Raw genomic sequence first — 19,564 nt, 5'->3', positions numbered from 1 at the left:
ATGCGTTCTCTCCCGGCCCTCTCGGTGCGCCGGCACAGCGGCGCCGCGATGACCGCCCAGATCGCCCGGTCCGTCCTCGCCCGGGACGGCCTGGGCGGCGGCATGGACCGTTTCTGGGCGTGGTACGCCGACCGCTCGGCTCAGGTCGTGCACCGCACCGAGCGGATTCCGCTGGACGCCCTCAAGGGGTGGAGCCGCCACCCGGTCAGCGGAACCGTCTCCCATCACACGGGCAGGTTCTTCAGCATCGAGGGACTGGACGTACACCTCCCGGGCGCCCCCGTGCCGCACTGGTCCCAGCCGATCGTGAACCAGCCCGAGGTGGGCATCCTCGGCTTCCTGGTGAAGGAGTGCCACGGGGTCCTGCACTGCCTCGTCCAGGCCAAGTTCGAGCCCGGCAACCCGGGCGGGCTTCAGCTCTCCCCGACCGTCCAGGCCACCCGCAGCAACTACACGCGGGTGCACGGCGGCAAGGCCATCCCGTATCTGGAACACTTCCGCGACACCGCCGAACGGCAGGTGGTCGCCGACGTGCTCCAGTCCGAACAGGGGTCCTGGTTCTACCGTAAGCGCAACCGCAACATGATCGTTCAGGTGTTCGGCGATGTCCCGCTGCACGAGGACTTCCACTGGCTGACGCTGGGTCAGCTGCACCGTTTGCTGGGGGTCGAGAACCTCGTGAACATGGACGCGAGGACGGTGCTGGCCTGCCTGCCGTTCGCGAGCGAGGGACCGCACCCGCTGGCCGACGCGGAACCGGCCGGAGCCGACGGCCCCGGTGGCACCCACCCGGCGGTCCCCAGCCGTCCCGACGGCGGCGAGGGCCGGGTGGACGCCGGTTTCCACCACTCCGTCGTGCGGTCGTGCACGGCGGCCGAGGGCAGCCTGCACAGCACCGTGGACATCGTCAGCTGGATCGCCGACCTGCGCAGCCGCACCGACGTGGTCACCCGCCCGGCCGCGCTGAACACGCTGCCGCACTGGTACGAGCGAGACGGCGTGATCGCCCATGAGAGCGGACGCTTCCTGGAGGTGATGGCCGTCGACGTGACGGCCGCCTCGCGGGAGGTCCCCGGCTGGAGCCAGCCGATGATCGAGCCCAAGGACCAGGGGGTCGCGGCCTTCCTGGTCCGGCGGATCGACCGGGTCCTCCACGTCCTGGCGCACGCGCGGGTGGAGCCCGGCTATGTCGACGTCGTGGAGATCGCGCCCACCGTGCAGTGCACCCCGGGCAGTCTGCACGCCCTGCCTGCCGAGGCCAGACCCCGCTACCTCGACGCCGTGCTGGAGGCTCCGCCCGAGCGCGTGCGCTATGCGATCGCCCTCGCCGAGGAAGGAGGGCGTTTCTACCACGCGGTGAACACCTACATGATCGTCGAAGCCGACCGTGACATTCCGGACGGTGGCGACTACCGCTGGCTGACGCTCCACCAACTGGTCGGGCTGCTGTGTCACTCCCACTACGTCAACGTTCAGGCCCGCACCCTGGTCGCCTGTCTGCACAGCCTGTCCGTGGGCTCGCCCGTCACCCGCTCGGCCGTGCCGTCCGCCCCGCCCCGGAGGTGAGTTCCCCGTGCGCGTCCTGTTCGCGACCATGGCCGCGCGGTCCCATGTCTACGCCCAGGTCACCCTGGCGTCGGCCCTGCGGACCGCTGGGCACGAAGTGCTCGTGGCCAGCCAGCCCGACGTCCTCGACGACATCGTCCGGGCCGGTCTCACCGCCGTGCGGATCGGGGAGGACCTCAACATCGAGGAGGAGACCCGGGAGGCCAACGCCAGCTTCGAGGACGACCGCAACCTCGGCGGTCTCGCCATGAGCAACACCCGCTACGACCCCTTCCCGTGGGACCACGCGCTCGGCATGTTCACCGCGATGACCGCCATGGTCTTCCAGAACGTGTGCCCCGAGCCCATGGTCGACGACCTCGTCGGCCTTGCCCGCGACTGGCGACCGGACCTCGTGGTCTGGGATCCGCTGACCCTGGCGGGTCCGGTGGCCGCCCAGCTCAGCGGGGCGGCGCACGCCCGGTTGCTGTTCGGCCCGGACCAGATGGGCCGGAACAGGACGGCGTTCCGCGCCCTGCTCGACCGGCAGCCGCCCGAGCTGCGCGACGACCCGCTGGCCGAGTGGCTGACCTGGACGCTGGAGCGGTGCGGCGGCAGCGCCGGGGACATGAGCGAGGAGCTGGTCCTCGGTCAGTGGACGATCGACCCCACACCGCCGTCGATGCGCATCCCCCTGGACCTGCCCTGTGTGCCGGTGCGTTACGTGCCGTACAACGGGCCCTCCCTGCTCCCGGACTGGCTGCGAGAGCCGCCCCGCCACCCGCGGCGCCTGTGCCTGACGCTCGGTGTGTCCCTCGGCGAGGCGACAGGCGCCGGCGCGGTCGCCGCCTCCGACGTCCTGGCGGCCGTGGAGGGCCTGGACGTGGAGGTCGTCGCCACCCTCCCACGGGAGCTGCGCGAGGGGCTCGGCGCCCTGCCCGCGAACGTGCGGGCCGTTGACTTCGTCCCGCTGAACGCCCTGCTGCCGTCCTGCTCGGGCATCATCCATCACGGTGGGTCCGGCACGTTCATGACAGCCCTGGTGCACGCGATTCCGCAGCTGATCGTGCCCGACATGATGTGGGACGCCATGGAGAAGGCGCACGGCCTGGCCCGAAGCGGTGCGGGCAGCTACGTGGACGCCCGGGACGTCTCGCCGGAACTGCTGCGCGAGCGCGTCCTCGCCCTGCTCGACGATCCGTCGTACGCCGCCGGGGCGCGCCGGGTGCGCGCCGAGATCGTCGGGACGCCGAGCCCGAACGACATCGTGCCCGTGCTGGAGCGGCTGACCGCCGAGCACCGGGCCGGCGAGGCGGAGCGGCGTCCGGCGCTCAAGTCGCCTTCCACCAGCGGTGCCTAGCCTCGCCGCATGGAGAACACACAGCGATCCGTGATCGTGACCGGCGGCGGCTCCGGCATCGGACGAGCCGTCGCCCGCGCCTTCGCCGCCCGGGGCGACCGTGTCCTCGTCCTGGGCAGGACTCCCGGTCCGCTGGCCGAGACGGTGGACGGGCACAAGGACGGGCACACGCTGGCCGTGGACATCACCGACCCCGCGGCGCCGGAGGCGGTCGCCCGGGAGGTGCGCGAGCAGCTCGGCGGCGTGGTCGACGTGCTCGTGAACAATGCCGCCACGGCCGCCTTCGGACACCTGGGCGAGTTGGACCGGACCGCAGTGGAGGCGCAGGTGGCCACGAACCTCGTGGCCCCCGTGCTGCTCACCCAGGCGCTGCTCGGCCCGCTGGAGACCGCTTCCGGCCTGGTGGTGAACATCGGTTCGGCGGGCGCGCTCGGCCGGCGGGCCTGGCCGGGGAATGCGGTGTACGGGGCGGCCAAGGCGGGCCTGGACCTGCTGACGCGGTCCTGGGCCGTGGAACTCGGTCCCCGCGGCATCCGCGTGGTCGGTGTCGCCCCGGGGTGATCGAGACCGGCGCGGGGGTCCGGGCGGGGATGTCCCAGGAGGCGTACGACGGCTTTCTGCAAGCCATGGGGCAGCGCGTCCCGCTCGGCCGTGTGGGCCGGCCCGAGGACGTCGCGTGGTGGGTGGTGCGGCTCGCCGATCCGGAAGCCGCCTACGCCAGCGGTGTCGTCCTGGCCGTGGACGGGGGCCTCTCGGTGACGTGAGGCTCGTCGGACCGGACACCCTCAGGCTGCCCTGGCTCACCGGAGGGCGCCCTTCGCACGCTCACCGGAGGGCGACCCGCCCTGACCACCGGCCCGGGACGTGGCGAGCCCTGCCCCGAGGGAATCGGGACAGGGCCCGTGCGGGCTCGGGACGCTCGTCTCAGGCGCTGGACTCGGCGTACTGCCTGGCCGCTTCCAGGGTCAGCAGGCTGTTGCGGCCCAGGGCCCGGCGGACGAAGTCCACGGCGTCGGTCTCGGTCGCCCCCGTACCGAGGACACCGGGGATCGCCGAGCGGGCCACGGACACGGTGTGGGCCGAGGTGACGGCGATCCCGTCGCCGTCCTCGGCGGGACGGACCGACCAGCGGCCGAGATGGAGCGCGAGCAGCGGCGGCGTACGCAGCTGCTTGTAGACGATGACGCGCCGTTCGGGGAAACACACCCGCACCGACGCGGTGGTGTGCACCGAGCCGTCCGCGGTGAGGGTGTCCATCTCCATGTGCTGGAGCCCCGGCTCCTCCTCCTTGACCGCGATCCGCGCGACGTGGGAGAGCCGCTCCTCCCAGAGGTCGCTGCGGTGGAGGAAGTCGTAGACGTCCTCGGCACGGCCGCGGACGATGACGGTGTCCTCGAAGGTCGTCGGCGCGGTGTCCTCGGGCCGTTCCAGCGCGGTACGCAGGGACGTCAGTTCCGCTTCGCTGTTGCGGTCCACGGCCCGGTGGATCCAGCCGATCGTCTCCGGGTCGTCGTCCACGGCCCGGAAGTCGTGCGTCAGCCGCACCCGGGTGCCGCCGTCGCCGGCTTCCTCGACGATCCATTCGCCGCCCATCGCGGCGACGGGGTGGGCGGATACCTCCTGCCGGAAGCGGATGCGCCAGGCCCGCTCGTCGAGCTCGCGCCGCGATGTCCAGGTGCGCAGCGAGCCGTTGGCGGTGGCCCAGATGCGGATACGCTCGGTGGAGCCGGTGCGCTCGACCTGTTCGACGTGGACACTGGGCGGGAACACGGCGGGCCAGGCCCCTGCGTCGGCCAGCACGGCGAACACGGCGTCCGGCGCGGCGGAGGTGTGGATCTCGTGCTCGGTCTGCTGAAGCGGCGACTCGGACATCTGCCCTCCTGAGTTCGGGTCGCGAACGGTCAGTAACTACCGAGGCCACCACAGACGTTGATGGCCTGGGCCGTGATCGAGTCGGCGCTGTCGGAGACCAGGTAGTGCACGATCCCGGCCACCTCCTCGGGCGTCGAGTAGCGTCCGAGGGGGATCTTCGCCTGGAACTTCTCCAGGACGTCGTCCTCGGTGACGCCCCAGAAGGCGGCGTACCGCTGCCGGACGCCCTGTGCCATGGGCGTCTCGACGTACCCGGGGCAGACGGCGTTGACGGTGATGCCCGTCTTGGCCAGCTCCAGCGCGACGGCCTTCGTGAAGCCGATCAGGCCGCTCTTGGAGGCGGAGTAGGGGGCGCCGAGGGCCACTCCCTGCTTGCCGCCCGTGGAGGCGATGTTGATGATCCGGCCCCAGCCGTGCTCCGGCATGCCGCCGCCGGCCAGGACGGCGCGGGTGACCCGGAAGGCCCCGCTGAGGTTGGTGTCGACGACGTCCAGCCACAGGTCGTCGGTGATCTCGGCAGTGACGCCACCACCGCCGCGGCCCGCGTTGTTGACGACGATGTCGATCGGCCCGAAGCGGTTCCGGGCCGTACGGACCAGCTGGTCGACGTCGGCTGTGCTCCGCACGTCGCACGGCGCGCCGTCCACCTCCAGTCCCGATGCCTGAAGTTCCTTCACAGTGCCGGTGATGGCGCTCTCGTCTCGAGCGCACAGGAACACCCGGGTCCCGTCCCGGGCGAGCTTGCGCACCACCGCGAGGCCGATCCCGCTGGTTCCTCCGGTGACGAGTGCGACCCGGTCGGCTGCGTCGGACATGGTCCTCCCTTCGACGGAGGGCCAACCTCACACCTCGCGCTCGAGCCTCGCTTGACGACCCGGCCTCCAGAGGGGGTCGAGGGGCGCCGCAGAGCCTCGGAGTCCGGCGTGACCGCACATATGCGGACTCGGCCGCACCGTCTCACCGACGTCCACCCCACACCTGGACCAACGGACCCGTGGAGCAGCGATGCCTCTGCCAGAACCGAACGACGCCGACTCCGGGTCGGTGACGTTCGTCAATCGATTCACCCTGAGTGGATCCGCCGAGGACTTCGAGGCGGCGTTCGCCGAAACGGCCGAGTTCCTGTGCCGCCGGCCCGGCTTTCGCCGGCACACCCTGCTGGTGCCGGCGGACACCGGTCCTGGCCCGGCGGGCGCCCGCCCGCAGTACGTGAACATCGCGGTCTGGGACGACGAGGCATCCTTCCGCGCCGCCGTGGCGCACCCGGAGTTCCCGGCCCACGCGGCCGCCCTGCGGGCCCTGAGCACCAGCGAACCGGTCCTGTACCGGCACCGCCAGATCCGTGTCGCGCCGGACGTCCCGGCCCCGAGCGGGCCTGGGGGGCGGACGAGGTGAACCGGCGGATCGTCATCACCGGGATCGGCGTGGTGGCTCCGGGCGCCATCGGGACCAAGCCGTTCTGGGAGCTCCTGCTGTCCGGAACCACCGCCACACGCGCCATCAGCACGTTCGACGCCACGCCCTTCCGCTCCCGTATCGCCGCCGAGTGCGACTTCGATCCGGTGGCGGCGGGGCTCTCCGAGGAGCAGGCACGGCGCCTCGACCGGGCCGGGCAGTTCGCGCTGGTCGCCGGTCAGGAGGCGCTCGCCGACAGCGGGCTGCGGATCGAGGAGGACTCCGCGCACCGGGTCGGGGTGTGCGTGGGCACTGCCGTCGGCTGCACCCAGAAGCTGGAGTCGGAGTATGTCGCCCTCAGCGAGGGCGGAGCGCACTGGGTGGTGGACCCCGGCCGGGGGTCGCCCGAGCTGTACGACTACTTCGTGCCCAGCTCCCTCGCCGCCGAAGTGGCCTGGCTCGCCGGAGCGGAGGGGCCCGTGAACATCGTCTCGGCCGGGTGCACCTCGGGGATCGACTCCATCGGGTACGCCTGCGAGCTCATCCGCGAGGGGGCGGTGGACGCCATGGTCACGGGCGGCGTGGACGCCCCCATCGCGCCGATCACGGTGGCCTGCTTCGACGCCATCAGGGCGACCTCCGACCACAACGACACACCCAGGACCGCCTCGCGTCCCTTCAGCCGCAGCCGCAACGGCTTCGTGCTGGGCGAGGGCGGTGCGATCGTGGTCCTGGAAGAGGCGGAGGCGGCACTGCGCAGGGGTGCGCGGATCTACGCCGAGATCGGCGGGTACGCCTCACGCAGCAACGCCTACCACATGACCGGGCTGCGCGCCGACGGCGCCGAGATGGCGGCGGCGATCACCGCAGCGCTCGACGAGGCCCGCCGCGTCCCCTCGGACGTGGACTACGTCAACGCCCACGGAACGGCGACGAAGCAGAACGACCGGCACGAGACCTCCGCGTTCAAGCACTCCCTGGGGGAGCACGCGTACCGGGTGCCCATCAGCTCCATCAAGTCGATGATCGGTCACTCCCTCGGCGCGGTCGGCTCGCTCGAAGTGGCGGCGACGGCACTGGCCGTCGAGTACGGGGCGATCCCGCCGACCGCGAATCTGCACGACCCGGATCCCGAACTCGACCTGGACTACGTGCCGCTGACGGCGCGAGAACAGCGGGTGCGGCATGCGCTGACGGTGGGCAGCGGCTTCGGCGGCTTCCAGAGCGCCATGCTGCTGAGCCGGTTCGAGAAGTGAGCCCCATGACAGGTGCCGCGGCACAGACCGCGTCTTCGCAACTCCCCGCGTCGCCCGCGGACCGGCGGGGCAGCACAGGCCGCACGGTGGTGACGGGTCTCGGGATCGTCGCCCCCAACGGACTGGGGGTGCGGGCGTACTGGGATGCCGTCCTGAACGGCCGCAGCGGCATCGGACCGCTGCGGCGGTTCACCGGCGACAGCCGCCTGGGCCGGCTGGCCGGGGAGGCGACCGGCTTCGTCCCCGAGGACCATCTGCCGAAGCGGCTGCTCGCGCAGACCGACCTGATGACACAGTACGCGCTGGTCGCCGCCGACTGGGCGCTGCGGGAGGCCCGCTGCTCCCCCTCCTCGCCTCTGGACGCGGGCGTGATCACGGCCAGCGCGTCCGGCGGCTTCGACTTCGGCCAGCGGGAGTTGCAGAACCTCTGGAGCAAGGGACCGGCCCACGTCAGCGCGTACATGTCGTTCGCCTGGTTCTACGCCGTGAACACCGGGCAGATCGCCATCCGGCACGATCTGCGCGGCCCGGTCGGCGTGGTGGTGACCGAGCAGGCGGGCGGCCTCGACGCCCTCGCGCACGCTCGCCGCAAGGTCCGGGGTGGAGCCGAGCTGATCGTCACGGGCGCCGTGGACTCGTCCCTGTGCCCGTACGGCATGGCGGCCCAGGTGAAATCGGGCCGGCTGAGCGGCTCGGACGACCCGGCGGCCGGGTATCTGCCGTTCGACCGGCGGGCGGCCGGACATGTGCCCGGCGAGGGAGGGGCGATCCTCACCGTCGAGGACGCGGAGCGAGCCGCCGCGCGAGGCGTGGCGGTGTACGGGGAGATCGCGGGTTACGGCGCGAGCTTCGACCCTCCGCCCGGCTCCGGCCGCCCCTCCACGCTCGCCCGTGCCGTCGAAACGGCGCTGGCCGACGCCGGCCTGGACGCATCCGACGTGGCCGTGGTGTTCGCCGACGGCGCGGCGGTCCCCGGGCTGGACGCGGCCGAGGCGGAGGCCCTGGCGTCGGTCTTCGGGCCGCGCCGGGTCCCGGTGACGGTGCCCAAGACCCTCACCGGCCGGCTGTACTCGGGCGCCGGGCCGCTGGACGTGGCGACCGCGCTGCTGGCGCTGCGGGACGAGGTGGTCCCGGCGACCGCCCACGTCGACCCCGATCCGGACCTGCCGCTCGACGTGGTGGCCGGGCGGCCCCGGCCGCTGGCCGACGGCAGAGCGGCCCTCGTCGTCGCTCGCGGCTACGGAGGGTTCAACAGCGCTCTGGTGGTCCGGGGGACAGCGTGAGCGTGCCGGAGGCGGCATCCGGGGACCTCCACGTGGCCGGCTGCGGCGTCTGGCTGCCCCCGCCGATGACCACGGAACAGGCCCTGGCCGCAGGCCACTGCGACCGCAGGCTCGCCTCCTCGACGGGGATGCTGTCGGTGACGGTCGCCGACAAGGAGACCCCGGCAGAGATGGCGTCGCTGGCGGCCCAGGCCGCCCTGGACCGCTCCCGCGTCGAACCGGCCCACGTGGACCTCGTCCTGCACGCCAGCCTGTACTTCCAGGGGCACCATCTGTGGGCGCCGGCCTCCTACGTCCAGCGGGTGGCCGTCGGGAACCGCTGTCCCGCCATGGAGGTGCGGCAGGTGTCCAACGGCGGTATGGCCGCCCTCGAACTGGCCCGCGCGTACCTGCTTGCCGCCCCGGACCGGGTGGCCGCGCTGATCACGACGGGCGACCGGATGCATCCGCCGGGCTTCGACCGCTGGCGCAGCGACCCCGGCACGGTGTACGCCGACGGCGGTACCGCACTCGTACTCTCCCGGCAGGGCGGCTTCGCCCGGCTGCGCAGCCTGGTGACGGTCTCGGAACCGGTGCTGGAGGGCATGCACCGGGACGGGCACCCGTTCGGCCCGCCGTCTCCTCAGGAGCAGCGGACCGTGGACCTGGACGCGCACAAGCGGGCGTACGTGGCCGAGGCGGGGAGCTCGTTCAGCGTCGCACGGGTCTCGGCGGGCCAGGAGGCGGCACTGACCGGCGCTCTGGAGGCGGCCGGGGTCGGCCTCGACGACATCAGCCGGGTTGCGCTGCCGCATATGGGGTGGCGCCGGCTGAGCGCCGCCTACTTCAACAAGTGGGACATCGAACCCGAGCGCACCACTTGGGAGTTCGGGCGGCGGACCGGCCACCTGGGGGGCGGTGACCCGATCGCCGGGTTCGACCACCTCGTCGGCTCCGGCCGCCTCGCCCCGGGGGAGCTGTGTCTGCTGGTCAGCGTCGGCGCCGGCTTCAGCTGGTCGTGCGCCGTCGTGGAGTTGCTGGAACGCCCGTCGTGGACGGCCGCCCCGGCCGCCCGGTAAGGAGCCCGTCATGGATGCGCCCGCGATTCTCCTGATGTTCCCCGGACAGGGGTCTCAGCACGCGCGGATGGCTGCCGGCCTGTACGGACCCGATCCGGCCTTCACGGCCGCCGTGGACGAGGTCTTCGACGCGTACGACGCCGCCGGCCGCAGTGAGGGCGGGCGGCTGCGTGCCGACTGGCTGAGCGACCACCCCGCCGTGCCGCTGGACCACGTCACCCGTTCCCAGCCGTTGCTGTTCGCGGTGGACTACGCCCTCGGCCGGATGGTGACGGCCGCGACCGGCCGGCCGTGGGCGCTGCTGGGGCACAGCGTCGGGGAGATGGCGGCTGCGGCGCTCGCCGGGGTGTTCACCCTGCGCGACGCGGCGGGCCTCCTGCTGGACCGGGTGCGACGGCTGGCCCAGGCACCGCCCGGGGCGATGCTGGCAGTCGCCGCGGGCGAGGACACGCTGGGTCCGTATCTCGGGGGCGGGGACGGGAAGGTGGTGGTCGCGGCCGTCAACTCGCCCCGCCAGACCATCCTCGCGGGGCACGTCGCACCGCTCGCCGGGGTTGCCCGGGCGCTGCGGGAGGCAGGACTGACGTGCCGTGAGGTGCCCTCGCTGACCGCCTTCCACAGTCCGATGCTGGCCCCGTACGCGGCAGGGGCGGCCGAGCGGTTCGCCGCCACGCCGGTGGCGGCACCGTCCATCCCCCTCCACTCCGGCTACCGGCCGGGTCCGGTGACCGGGCAACTGGCCGCCGACCCGTCGTACTGGGCCGGGCATCCCGTGGAGACGGTCCGCTTCTGGCCGGCGCTGGACGCGGTGCTCAGCTCCCGCACGGGCGTGATCTGCCTGGAGACGGGGCCGGGGCAGGGGCTGAGCACCATCGCCCGCCGGCATCCGACGGTACGGTCCGGGCAGAACTCGGTGCTGCCGCTGCTGCCGCCGCGGGCCGGCACGGCCGAGGCAGACCGGACGTCCGTGGCGGCGGCGCTGGCCGCGGTGCGCGAGCGGGGCACCGTGCTCAGTGGGCGACCCGGGCGGTGACGAAGCGGACCGGCACGTCAATGGCGAGGGCCCGGTAGCGTCGCTCAGCTTGTCGAGTCCCTCGACGAGCCGTGCGCGCAGTTCCGTTCGCTGGTCCTGCGGAAGGTTCTGCCACAGCAGACGCATGCCCTGGGTGTGGGACCAGTCCACCCACGCCTCGCTGGACAGGGCCGTCATCCGCACCGGCTCGTCGGTGACGGCGGCCGAGGTGTAGCCGCAGCGTTCCAGGGTGCGGACGAGATCCCCGGCCCGCTCCAGCCAGCTGTTGAACCGCCGGACCAGCGCCTCGGGCCGCCACTGCTCGGGCAGGTGCTCCAGCAGTGCCTGCGGGATGAGCGGGGTGAACTCCGGTGGCAGGAAGGGAAACGTGCCGGCGCGGAACTCCGGGCTGGTGAACGCGATCCTGCCGCCGTGGTCCAGAATTCCGGCGTAGCGCGCCAGCGCCCCCACCGCGTCCGGCAGGAAGATGACGCTGTAGCTTCCCATGACCAGGTCGAAGGAGCGCGCCGGGAGATTGGGCGTCTCCGCGTCCATCACATCGAGGACGACATTCCGCAGACCGCGCTCGGCCGCTTCCTTCCGAGCCTCCTCGATCATTCCGGGAGCGATGTCGATTCCGTGGATGCGCCCTTGATGACCGACCTTTTCCGCAGCCGGAAAAAGGCATGCGCCGCGCCCGCATCCTATGTCGAGCACCCGTTCACCTGCGGTCGGCTCCGCGATTTCCACCAGGCGGCGGCCCATGGGCGTGAAGAATTCCACTCCCAGCCGGTCGTACGTCGACGACGACTGATCGAAGGCGCGCGCCACCTGCTCTTTGTAGGACGAATCCTGCACCGTCGGCTCCTGCCTCTGCGATTCGGGCTCTTCCCGACTTCCCAGTGTTCGACCCGCACTTGAAGAGCGGTGGAGTGCCGTTCGAGGCACACCCGGAACCCTTGTACGCCGCCGCAAGAGGAAACAACAATTGTTGACGCGGTCGCCGCTGGTGTCGCCGTTTCTGGCACGGGAGGGAAAAATATGAGCACGCAGATCGATCTGGTCCGCCGCATGGTGGAGGCATACAACACGGGAAAAACCGACGATGTCGCGGAATTCATTCACCCCGAGTACCTGAACCCCGGCGCGCTGGAGCACAACCCGGAGCTGCGCGGCCCGGAGGCGTTCGCGGTCGCCGTCACCTGGCTCAAGTACGCCTTCTCCGAAGAGGCGCACCTGGAGGAGATCGGGTACGAGGAGAACGGCCCGTGGGTGCGGGCGAAGCTGGCCCTCTACGGCCGGCACGTCGGCAACCTCGTCGGCATGCCGGCGACCGGGCGCCGGTTCTCCGGTGAGCAGATCCACCTCATCCGCATCGTCGACGGCAAGATCCGCGACCACCGCGACTGGCCCGACTACCTCGGCACCTACCGCCAGCTCGGCGAGCCCTGGCCCACCCCCGAGGGCTGGCGCCCCTGAACCCCTCTTACCCGCCGACGCCACGACAGGAGCACGGACACACCATGACAGCCGAACCGACGGTCGCGGCCCGGCCGCAGCAGATCGACGCCCTCAGGACCCTGATCCGCCTCGGAAGCCTGCACACCCCCATGGTCGTCCGGACGGCCGCCACCCTGCGGCTCGTCGACCACATCCTGGCCGGGGCCCGTACCGTGGAGGCCCTGGCGGCCAGGACCGACACCCGGCCCGAAGCACTCCTGCGGCTGATCCGCCATCTGGTGGCGATCGGTCTGCTGGAGGAGGACGCACCGGGCAAATTCGTCCCGACCGAGGTCGGGGAGCTCCTCGCCGACGACCACCCGGCCGCGCAGCGCGCCTGGCACGACCTGACACAGGCCGTGGCGCGTGCCGACATCTCCTTCACCCACCTCCCCGACGCCATCCGCACCGGCCGTCCCACGTATGAGTCGATCTACGGCAAGCCGTTCTACGAGGACCTGGCCGGCCGCCTCGACCTGCGCGAGTCCTTCGACTCTCTGCTCGCCTGCGACCAGGACGTCGCCTTCGACGCGCCGGCCGCCGCGTACGACTGGACGAACGTCCGGCACGTGCTCGACGTGGGCGGCGGCAAGGGTGGTTTCGCCGCGGCCATCGCGCGGCGGGCCCCGCACGTCTCGGCGACCGTCCTGGAGATGGCGGGCACCGTGGACACCGCCCGCGCATACCTGAAGAGCGAGGGCCTCTCCGACCGCGTCGACGTCGTCGAGGGCGACTTCTTCGAGCCGCTGCCCCGCACGGCGGACGCGATCATCCTCTCCTTCGTCCTCCTCAACTGGCCGGACCACGACGCCGTCCGGATCCTCACCCGCTGCGCCGAGGCCCTGGAGCCCGGCGGGCGCATCCTGATCCACGAGCGCGACGACCTCCACGAGAACTCGTTCAACGAACAGTTCACGGAGCTCGATCTGCGGATGCTGGTCTTCCTCGGCGGTGCCTTGCGCACCCGCGAGAAGTGGGACGGCCTGGCCGCGTCGGCGGGCCTCGTGGTCGAGGAGGTGCGGCAACTGCCCTCGCCGACCATCCCGTACGACCTCTCGCTCCTTGTCCTGGCACCCGCGCCCACCGGCGCCTGACGAACGAGGAACGGGAAGGGATCACCAGCGATGCCGACACGCATGATCACCAACGATGAGGTGACCCTGTGGAGCGAGGGACTCGGCGACCCGGCCGACCCCCCGATGCTCCTGATCGCCGGCGGCAACCTCACGGCCAGGTCGTGGCCGGACGAGTTCGTCGAACGGCTGGTCACGGCCGGGCACTTCGTGATCCGCTACGACCACCGGGACACCGGGCGCTCCTCCCGGTGCGACTTCGCACTCCACCCCTACGGCTTCGACGAGTTGGCCGCGGACGCGCTGGCCGTCCTGGACGGCTGGCAGGTCCGCGCCGCCCATGTGGTGGGCATGTCGCTGGGCCACACCATCGGCCAGTTGCTGGCCCTGGACGCACCGGAGCGGCTCCTCACCCTCACCGTGATGCTGGGGGGCGCGCTCGACGTCGACTTCGACGCCGACCTGGAGGCGGCTCTCAAGGGTGAGCCGTCCGTCAGCGGACTGCCGGTGCCCACCCAACGGTTCCTCGACATGATGACGCTGCTCCAGCAGCCAGCCGAGACTGACGAGGAGCGGCTGGAGCGCCGGGTGGAGAAGTGGCGCCTGCTCAACGGGGAGGGAGTCCCCTTCGACGCCGACGAGTTCCGGCGCCGTGAACTCCTGGCCGCCGGGCACGCGGGAACGCTCGACGAGCCGATCGTGCACCACATGATCCCGCAGCCGCCGGTGTCGCGGGGGGCGGAGCTGTCCCGCGTGACCACACCGGTGCTGGCGATCCAGGCGATCTGCGACCCCGCGGCCCCGCCGCCGCACGCCCGGCACCTCGCCGACCGGATTCCCGGCGCCCGGGTCGTGGAGATCGACAACATGGGCCACGCCCTGCCCCTCGCGGTCCACGAGCCGCTGGCCGCCGCCATCTGCGCCCACACCCGGGCCGCGACAGTGTGAGGAGCACCACGATGCCCACACCCACGTCCGCGCCAGCCGCCCCGACCGACAGCGAGCTGGGGCGCCACCTGCTGACCGTGCGCGGCTTCCACTTCGTCTTCGGCGCGCTGGGCGACCCCTATGCCCGGCGACTGCGCGGCGAGGCCGATCATCTGTCCCTCGGTGAGCTGGTCCGCGGCCGGGGCCCGCTCCACCGCAGTGCGCTTGGCACGTGGGTGACGGCAGACGGCAGGCTCGCGGCCCGCCTGCTGGACGACCCGCTGCTGGGTCCCCGGCACCCCGCCTCTCAAGGCCCGCAGGAGCACGTACGCGGGAACGTCTGGGAGACCTGGCGGACCTGTCATGTCACTCCGCTCGGCGAGGACCTGCTGACTCCGGCCGCCACCGACCACGACCGCCTCGCGGCCCTGCTCGGTCCGGTCCTCGGACCCCGTACGTGCGCGGCGTGGCAGGTCGACGCGGAGCGCGCGGTGCACCGGGTGCTGGACGGCCTGCCGCCGCACTTCGACCTGGTGTCGGATCTGGCGCGGCCGGCGGTCGCCGCCTCGCTCGCCGCCGTCCTGGGCCTCCCGGACGCGGCACGGGCAGCACTGCTGGACCTGCTGCCCGCCTGCGGCCCGGCGCTCGACTCCACTCTCTGCCCACCGCGCCTCCCGGTGGCCCGGGCGATGACGCAGGCGCTGCGCCACGTCCGGGAGCTGATCGAGGCGGCCGTGGCGAACCACGTCACCGCACCGGCCGGCGACGCGCTGAGCGCCCTGCTGGCCGTGGACCTCGGCGGCGGACGCGATCCCGGGGACACTGTCACGGCCGGCGTACTGAGCACAGTGGTCGGAGCCGAGACAGCGGTCACCACGGTGGCGAACGCCGTCATGGCACTGCTGGAGCACGGCGAACAGTGGTCGCTGCTGCGGGCCGATCCCGACAGAGCGGCGGACGCGGTCGAGGAGACCCTCCGCTGGGCCCCACCCGTGACACTGCGCAGCCTGATCACCCAGGGGGAAGTCGAGATCGGCGGCGAGACGCTGGAGGCGGACCAGCACGTGGTGGTGCTGGTCGACGCCGCCCAGCGGGATCCGGAGCTGTACGAGGACCCGGACAGCTTCCGTCTCGACCGCATCGAAAGCCCCGGTTTCACGCACGTGGCCCTGGCGGGCCGGGACCACCTCCGGCTGGTCGCCCCGTTCGTCCGCATGCAGTGCACGGCCGTCCTGCGGGCGGTGACCGAGCGGCTGCCCGGGCTGCGGGTCGAGGGCGAACCGCTGCGGCGCGGACGCTCCCCGGTGGTCCGCGCCCCGCTCTCGCTGCCGCTGGCCCAGAAGTGACCGAGGGAGCGTGACCCCATGAAGGTGCTCGTGACAGCGTTCGCCATGGACGCGCACTTCAACGGCGTGGTGCCGCTTGCCTGGGCGCTGCGGGCGGCCGGGCACGATGTCCGGGTGGCGAGCCAGCCCGCCCTCACCGACAGCATCACCCGCGCGGGGCTCACGGCCGTACCGGTGGGCACGGACCACCAGGTGCAGGCGGCGATGGGTGCCATGGCGCCCGGCGTGTTCGCGCTGCACCGGAACCCGGACTACCTGGAGAACCGGCCGGAGCTGCTCGACCTGGAGTTCCTCGAAGCGTCCACGTCGATGCTGACGGCGGCGTTCTACGCCCAGATCAACAACGACTCCATGATCGACGAGATGGTGGACTTCGCCCGCTGGTGGCGTCCCGACCTGGTGGTCTGGGAGCCCTTCACCTTCGCCGGGGCAGTGGCGGCCCAGGTGACCGGCGCGGCGCAGGCCCGCCTGCTGTGGGGCCCGGACCTCTTCCTGCGGGTGCACGACCGGTTCCAGCAGGTGCTGGACGAGGTGCCGGCCGAGCGCCGGGACGACGCCCTGAATGAGTGGCTGACGTGGACGCTGGAGCGGCACGGTGCGGCCTTCGGCCCAGAGGTGATCAGCGGCCACTGGACGATCGATCAGATGCCGCCGAGCGTGCGGTTCGCCACCGCCCGCCCGACGGTGCCGATGCGGTTCGTCCCCTACAACGGCCCGGTCCCGGCGGTGGTGCCGCCATGGCTGCGGGCGGATTCGGAGCGCCCCCGGGTCCTGCTCACCCAGGGCATCACGGAACGCTCGACGGGATTCACGGGCCTGCCCCGGGCCGGTGAGCTGCTGGCGGCGATCGCGGAGCTGGACACCGAGGTGGTCGCCACGGTGAAAGCCGAGGAGCGCGCGAGCCTGCCGCCGCTGCCCACGAACGTGCGGGTGGTGGACAGCCTGTCCCTGCATGTCGTCCTGCCGAGCTGCGCGGCCGTCGTGCACCACGGCGGGGCCGGCACCTGGGCGACGGCGGCGCTGCACGGGGTGCCGCAGGTTGCCCTCGCCTGGCAGTGGGACGACGTCTTCCGGGCCGGGCAGTTGGAGAAGCTGGGCGCGGGGGTCTTCCTCCCACCGCACGGCGAGGGCGCCTTGGCCGGTCGTGTCAGGGACAGGCTGGGTCAGGTGCTGACCCAGCCGTCCTTCCGGCAGGGCGCCGCGCTGATCCGCGCGGAGATGCTGCGGACCCCGGCACCCGGTGCGGTGGTGCCGACGTTGGAACAGCTGACGGCCCGGCACCGTGCGTCAGCCGGGCAGGGCGCTCGGAGCTGAAGGGTGTTGCAGAAGGCTTGGCGGCGGCATGGCTGGGTGATGGCTGGCCTGCTGTTTCACCCTGCCATGGCGAGGTTGCGCATGGTGGCTATGGCCTGGACGGCGTAGTGGAGGCCGTCGCCCCTTTGGCGGCAGTCGCGCAGGATCTTCCAGTTCTTCATCCGGGCGAAGGTGTGCTCGACGCGGGCCCGCCCGCGCCGGTACTCGGCGTTGTCTTCCTCCTGGCCGCGCAGGAGGGGGCGTCCGGCTCGTCTGCGGTGCGGAACGATCAGCCCTGTGCCGAGGTAGGCGCCGTCCGCGATCACTGTCGTGCCTGCTGCCACGGCCGGCAGGTCCGACTCGCGCCAGACGTGCGCATCCGCCTTGTTGCCGGGTGGCCGGGCCGAGGCCACCGCCAGGCGGGTGTCGGCATTGATGATGACCTGCACATTCGCTGAGAACCGGTAGTTGCGCGAGGAGGCTGCGACCTGCCGGTCGCGGACCGGGATCAGGGTGCCGTCCACGATCCATAACCGGTCGGTGCCCGGCACCGGCCTGGGGGCCGTGCTCCAGCGCAAGCAAGGGTCGCAGGCGCTGGATGACCCGGCAGACGGTGGCAGGTGAGCAGCCGAACAGCAGTGCGAGCTGCCGCATCGTGAGGTTCGTGCGGTAGTGCACGCCCAGCAGCACCCGCTCGGCCAGCGGAAGACACCACGGCCGGCCACCACCGGGGCCGTTGCCGCCTCGCTCCCGCACCACCCGAAGCAGCTTCTCAAAGCGCCCCGTCGGCAACCCGGTGAGCGTCTCCACCCACACCGGCTCAGCCCTCAACACCCCACCCATACAGGCAAAATGCCCGCCACCAAGCCTTCTGCAACACCCTTTAGCTTGATCTTTAACCTGTGCGGCGGGGTCGTGGGGTCGTTGACTTCTTCGTTCGCTGCTTCGCCGCTGATGTTTTGCGGGGCGTGTGCACGTCGTGGCGGGGTGTGGGTCGGGTGTTCTTTCTGCCTGAAGGTCGTCCGGGGCCGGGGCGGGACGGTTTCGGTGCTTGGGCCGGGCAGCTGGCCTTGGGGCGGATGTGCCGAAAGTCGCGGCGGACGCGGGCCGGGGTGAGCCTGTCCGGCGGGCTCGGCTTCTCCCAGGGCCGACGCCGGTCGGCTGCCAGCGTTCGGGCCAGCCGCAATTGGGTGTAGGCGGCGAGGATCAGCCATGTCCATCGGTCGGCTGCCTCGGGGGTGCGGATCTTCGGGGAGGTCCAGCCGAGGGTCTGCTTGAAGAGGCGGAAGGTGTGCTCGATGTCGAAGCGTCGCAGGTATGCCTGCCAGAGACGGTCGGCGTCCACCGCAGTGGCGTCGGTGCCTGACCACCACAGCCAGACCGGCTTCGGTGTTGCTCCGCTGGGCAGGTGACCGATGTCCAGGCGGATGACCGTTCCTTCGACGATCGGGAGGGTGCCGTCGTCGGCTGCCCAGGAGGAGCGGTGGGTCAGCTTGGGGTGCAGCCGGTCCCAGGAGCGTGCGGTGGCGGTGCCGTAGAGGCGGGTGTCGGTGACCGTTTCGGTGTCCGGGGTGCCCCAGGTGTCAGGCTGCCCGAAGACGAACTCGCTGCCGTGCCGGGGTGGTCGGCCCTGGGTGTGCGGGAGGCGGGGTGGGGCAGCCCTGCGTAGGACTCGGTCGGATCGCATCCTGGCCAGCACCTGGACCGGCAGGTCCTTGAGGAGGAAGCCGAGGCGGGGTGCGTCGTATCCGGCGTCCGCGACGATGAGGATGTCCGGGTCGCCTGTCTGCCACTGTCCCGCGGTGATCAGTCGCTGGAGCAGATCGCGCAGCTGCCGGGCGGTGACGGTGGCGGTGTCGTCGCCGGGCGTCAGACGCAGTGCGTCCAGCGGTGCGGTCCATGAGCTGCGGCCCGGCTCGAGCGCGCAGATGATCGAGTAGGGCCAGCCGGGGACCGGGATGTGCTGGTCCTTGCCCCGACCGTAGGTGTGGCACAGGATCCGTTCGGGTGAGGTGTGGGCGTCGGGCCGCAGCCAGCAGGTGACATCGACAGCCAGGACCAGCCGGCCATCGACAGCCCGCGGCAGCGGCACTTCGGCCAGTGCCCGCCGCAGCCGGCCGGCATCGACGCGTCCACGGGCCACAGCCGCGTAGAGCCCTCCATGGCCGCGACGGTGTTCACCCACCAGTGACAGCTCGGCCAGCGACCTCACCGGCCCATCACTGCACAGAACGGCATCAGCAAGCTCGAACAACGCGTCCGAACGAGCGGTCAGACAGGCATAGAACTCGCCCCGGAAGCATGACAGTTGCGCCAACGACTCTCGCCGGGCGTCGTGATGCAGCAGACTCATCCTCACGGCCTTCGTGCTGGACGTGTGTGTTCCTTGGTCGGAGCACATGTTCAGCCGAAGGCCGCTTTGGTGTACGGCGGTTACCGGACCAGGTGATCAAGTTCGACACACCATTCGACGCCGGACGTTAAAGATCAAGTTAGGGTCCGCCTCGCGATCACAGGGTCCCGGTACGAACCACGGCGGGTGTGCACGCGTCCCTCTCGAAGGGATCTGCGTGCCGCTCTCAGGGTCCGGCCGGGACCGCGGCGTTCCCGGCCGGACGCGCACGTACGGGACGCCGCTCAGCAC

Annotated in this window: 15 protein-coding genes and 3 pseudogenes; 13 read left to right on the top strand and 5 right to left on the bottom strand. The window is 71.8% G+C overall.

The window, feature by feature from the left end; translation table 11 throughout:
- The 3 genes and pseudogenes from ACQEV8_RS30010 to ACQEV8_RS30000 all read left to right on the top strand — a co-directional run bounded on the left by ACQEV8_RS30010 (position 1) and on the right by ACQEV8_RS30000 (position 3,669).
- Positions 1 to 1,566 (top strand): NDP-hexose 2,3-dehydratase family protein, encoded by a 1,566-nt coding sequence (locus ACQEV8_RS30010; protein WP_432966443.1) that lies wholly within the window; start codon positions 1 to 3, stop codon positions 1,564 to 1,566.
- 7 nt (positions 1,567 to 1,573) lie between these two features.
- Entirely contained in the window at positions 1,574 to 2,905 is a 1,332-nt protein-coding gene (locus ACQEV8_RS30005; protein ID WP_432966441.1) for an activator-dependent family glycosyltransferase, read from the top strand.
- Positions 2,906 to 2,914: 9 nt separating this feature from the next.
- Positions 2,915 to 3,669 (top strand): annotated as a pseudogene (locus ACQEV8_RS30000) (SDR family NAD(P)-dependent oxidoreductase).
- Between the two features lie 160 nt (positions 3,670 to 3,829).
- Here ACQEV8_RS30000 and ACQEV8_RS29995 read toward each other — a convergent pair.
- The gene (locus ACQEV8_RS29995; protein ID WP_432966439.1) at positions 3,830 to 4,777 is read right to left on the bottom strand and encodes an aromatase/cyclase; all 948 of its coding nucleotides are present in this window, start codon (positions 4,775 to 4,777) and stop codon (positions 3,830 to 3,832) included.
- 29 nt (positions 4,778 to 4,806) lie between these two features.
- Positions 4,807 to 5,592, bottom strand: coding sequence for an SDR family NAD(P)-dependent oxidoreductase (locus tag ACQEV8_RS29990; protein WP_432966437.1), 786 nt, complete (start codon positions 5,590 to 5,592; stop codon positions 4,807 to 4,809).
- Positions 5,593 to 5,782: 190 nt separating this feature from the next.
- Between ACQEV8_RS29990 and ACQEV8_RS29985 the strand changes: the two genes are divergently transcribed.
- The 5 genes from ACQEV8_RS29985 (at position 5,783) to ACQEV8_RS29965 (ending at position 10,802) form a co-directional block, all read left to right on the top strand.
- Entirely contained in the window at positions 5,783 to 6,172 is a 390-nt protein-coding gene (locus ACQEV8_RS29985; RefSeq protein WP_432966435.1) for an antibiotic biosynthesis monooxygenase family protein, read from the top strand.
- Positions 6,169 to 7,428: a beta-ketoacyl-[acyl-carrier-protein] synthase family protein gene (locus ACQEV8_RS29980; RefSeq protein WP_432966433.1), complete on the top strand. Its 1,260-nt coding sequence runs from the start codon at positions 6,169 to 6,171 to the stop codon at positions 7,426 to 7,428. Before ACQEV8_RS29985 ends, ACQEV8_RS29980 begins: the two co-directional genes overlap by 4 nt.
- Before the next feature lie 5 nt (positions 7,429 to 7,433).
- Positions 7,434 to 8,711, top strand: coding sequence for a ketosynthase chain-length factor (locus ACQEV8_RS29975; RefSeq protein WP_432966431.1), 1,278 nt, complete (start codon positions 7,434 to 7,436; stop codon positions 8,709 to 8,711).
- Positions 8,712 to 8,776: 65 nt separating this feature from the next.
- Positions 8,777 to 9,769 (top strand): ketoacyl-ACP synthase III family protein, encoded by a 993-nt coding sequence (locus tag ACQEV8_RS29970; RefSeq protein ID WP_432973096.1) that lies wholly within the window; start codon positions 8,777 to 8,779, stop codon positions 9,767 to 9,769.
- Between the two features lie 10 nt (positions 9,770 to 9,779).
- Positions 9,780 to 10,802 carry an acyltransferase domain-containing protein gene (locus ACQEV8_RS29965; protein ID WP_432966429.1) on the top strand — a complete coding sequence of 341 codons (1,023 nt, stop codon included), beginning with the start codon at positions 9,780 to 9,782 and terminating at the stop codon, positions 10,800 to 10,802.
- Between the two features lie 378 nt (positions 10,803 to 11,180).
- Here ACQEV8_RS29965 and ACQEV8_RS29960 read toward each other — a convergent pair.
- Positions 11,181 to 11,564 (bottom strand): annotated as a pseudogene (locus ACQEV8_RS29960) (class I SAM-dependent methyltransferase); the annotation flags it as partial.
- 258 nt (positions 11,565 to 11,822) lie between these two features.
- On the opposite strand from ACQEV8_RS29960, the gene ACQEV8_RS29955 reads away from it, so the two are divergent.
- Genes ACQEV8_RS29955 through ACQEV8_RS29935 form a run of 5 tightly spaced genes read left to right on the top strand, consistent with a single transcriptional unit; the run spans position 11,823 to position 16,941 of the window.
- Positions 11,823 to 12,260 carry a SnoaL/DnrD family polyketide biosynthesis methyl ester cyclase gene (locus ACQEV8_RS29955; protein WP_432966427.1) on the top strand — a complete coding sequence of 146 codons (438 nt, stop codon included), beginning with the start codon at positions 11,823 to 11,825 and terminating at the stop codon, positions 12,258 to 12,260.
- 44 nt (positions 12,261 to 12,304) lie between these two features.
- Positions 12,305 to 13,375 (top strand): methyltransferase, encoded by a 1,071-nt coding sequence (locus ACQEV8_RS29950; RefSeq protein ID WP_432966425.1) that lies wholly within the window; start codon positions 12,305 to 12,307, stop codon positions 13,373 to 13,375.
- A 30-nt stretch (positions 13,376 to 13,405) separates the two neighbouring features.
- Positions 13,406 to 14,302 (top strand): alpha/beta fold hydrolase, encoded by an 897-nt coding sequence (locus tag ACQEV8_RS29945; protein ID WP_432966423.1) that lies wholly within the window; start codon positions 13,406 to 13,408, stop codon positions 14,300 to 14,302.
- 11 nt (positions 14,303 to 14,313) lie between these two features.
- Positions 14,314 to 15,627, top strand: coding sequence for a cytochrome P450 family protein (locus ACQEV8_RS29940; RefSeq protein WP_432966421.1), 1,314 nt, complete (start codon positions 14,314 to 14,316; stop codon positions 15,625 to 15,627).
- An 18-nt stretch (positions 15,628 to 15,645) separates the two neighbouring features.
- Positions 15,646 to 16,941: an activator-dependent family glycosyltransferase gene (locus ACQEV8_RS29935; RefSeq protein ID WP_432966419.1), complete on the top strand. Its 1,296-nt coding sequence runs from the start codon at positions 15,646 to 15,648 to the stop codon at positions 16,939 to 16,941.
- A gap of 56 nt (positions 16,942 to 16,997) precedes the next feature.
- Here the strand turns inward: ACQEV8_RS29935 and ACQEV8_RS29930 are convergent.
- A pseudogene (locus ACQEV8_RS29930) lies at positions 16,998 to 17,763 on the bottom strand (transposase).
- Between the two features lie 52 nt (positions 17,764 to 17,815).
- Positions 17,816 to 19,273, bottom strand: coding sequence for an NF041680 family putative transposase (locus ACQEV8_RS29925; protein WP_432966417.1), 1,458 nt, complete (start codon positions 19,271 to 19,273; stop codon positions 17,816 to 17,818).
- Positions 19,274 to 19,564: the final 291 nt, after the last annotated feature.

The sequence above is a fragment of the Streptomyces sp. CA-179760 genome, from assembly GCF_050937045.1.
Lineage (GTDB): Bacteria > Actinomycetota > Actinomycetes > Streptomycetales > Streptomycetaceae > Streptomyces.
This window is presented reverse-complemented; position numbering and strand designations above follow the sequence as displayed.

Coding starts and splice junctions, on each gene's coding strand:
- ACQEV8_RS29985 (WP_432966435.1), top strand. CDS start 5,783: ATGCCTCTGCCAGAACCGAACGACGCCGACTCCGGGTCGGTGACGTTC.
- ACQEV8_RS30010 (WP_432966443.1), top strand. CDS start 1: ATGCGTTCTCTCCCGGCCCTCTCGGTGCGCCGGCACAGCGGCGCCGCG.
- ACQEV8_RS29940 (WP_432966421.1), top strand. CDS start 14,314: ATGCCCACACCCACGTCCGCGCCAGCCGCCCCGACCGACAGCGAGCTG.
- ACQEV8_RS29935 (WP_432966419.1), top strand. CDS start 15,646: ATGAAGGTGCTCGTGACAGCGTTCGCCATGGACGCGCACTTCAACGGC.
- ACQEV8_RS29945 (WP_432966423.1), top strand. CDS start 13,406: ATGCCGACACGCATGATCACCAACGATGAGGTGACCCTGTGGAGCGAG.
- ACQEV8_RS29950 (WP_432966425.1), top strand. CDS start 12,305: ATGACAGCCGAACCGACGGTCGCGGCCCGGCCGCAGCAGATCGACGCC.
- ACQEV8_RS29975 (WP_432966431.1), top strand. CDS start 7,434: ATGACAGGTGCCGCGGCACAGACCGCGTCTTCGCAACTCCCCGCGTCG.
- ACQEV8_RS29970 (WP_432973096.1), top strand. CDS start 8,777: ATGACCACGGAACAGGCCCTGGCCGCAGGCCACTGCGACCGCAGGCTC.
- ACQEV8_RS29990 (WP_432966437.1), bottom strand. CDS start 5,592: ATGTCCGACGCAGCCGACCGGGTCGCACTCGTCACCGGAGGAACCAGC.
- ACQEV8_RS29955 (WP_432966427.1), top strand. CDS start 11,823: ATGAGCACGCAGATCGATCTGGTCCGCCGCATGGTGGAGGCATACAAC.
- ACQEV8_RS29925 (WP_432966417.1), bottom strand. CDS start 19,273: ATGAGTCTGCTGCATCACGACGCCCGGCGAGAGTCGTTGGCGCAACTG.
- ACQEV8_RS29965 (WP_432966429.1), top strand. CDS start 9,780: ATGGATGCGCCCGCGATTCTCCTGATGTTCCCCGGACAGGGGTCTCAG.
- ACQEV8_RS29995 (WP_432966439.1), bottom strand. CDS start 4,777: ATGTCCGAGTCGCCGCTTCAGCAGACCGAGCACGAGATCCACACCTCC.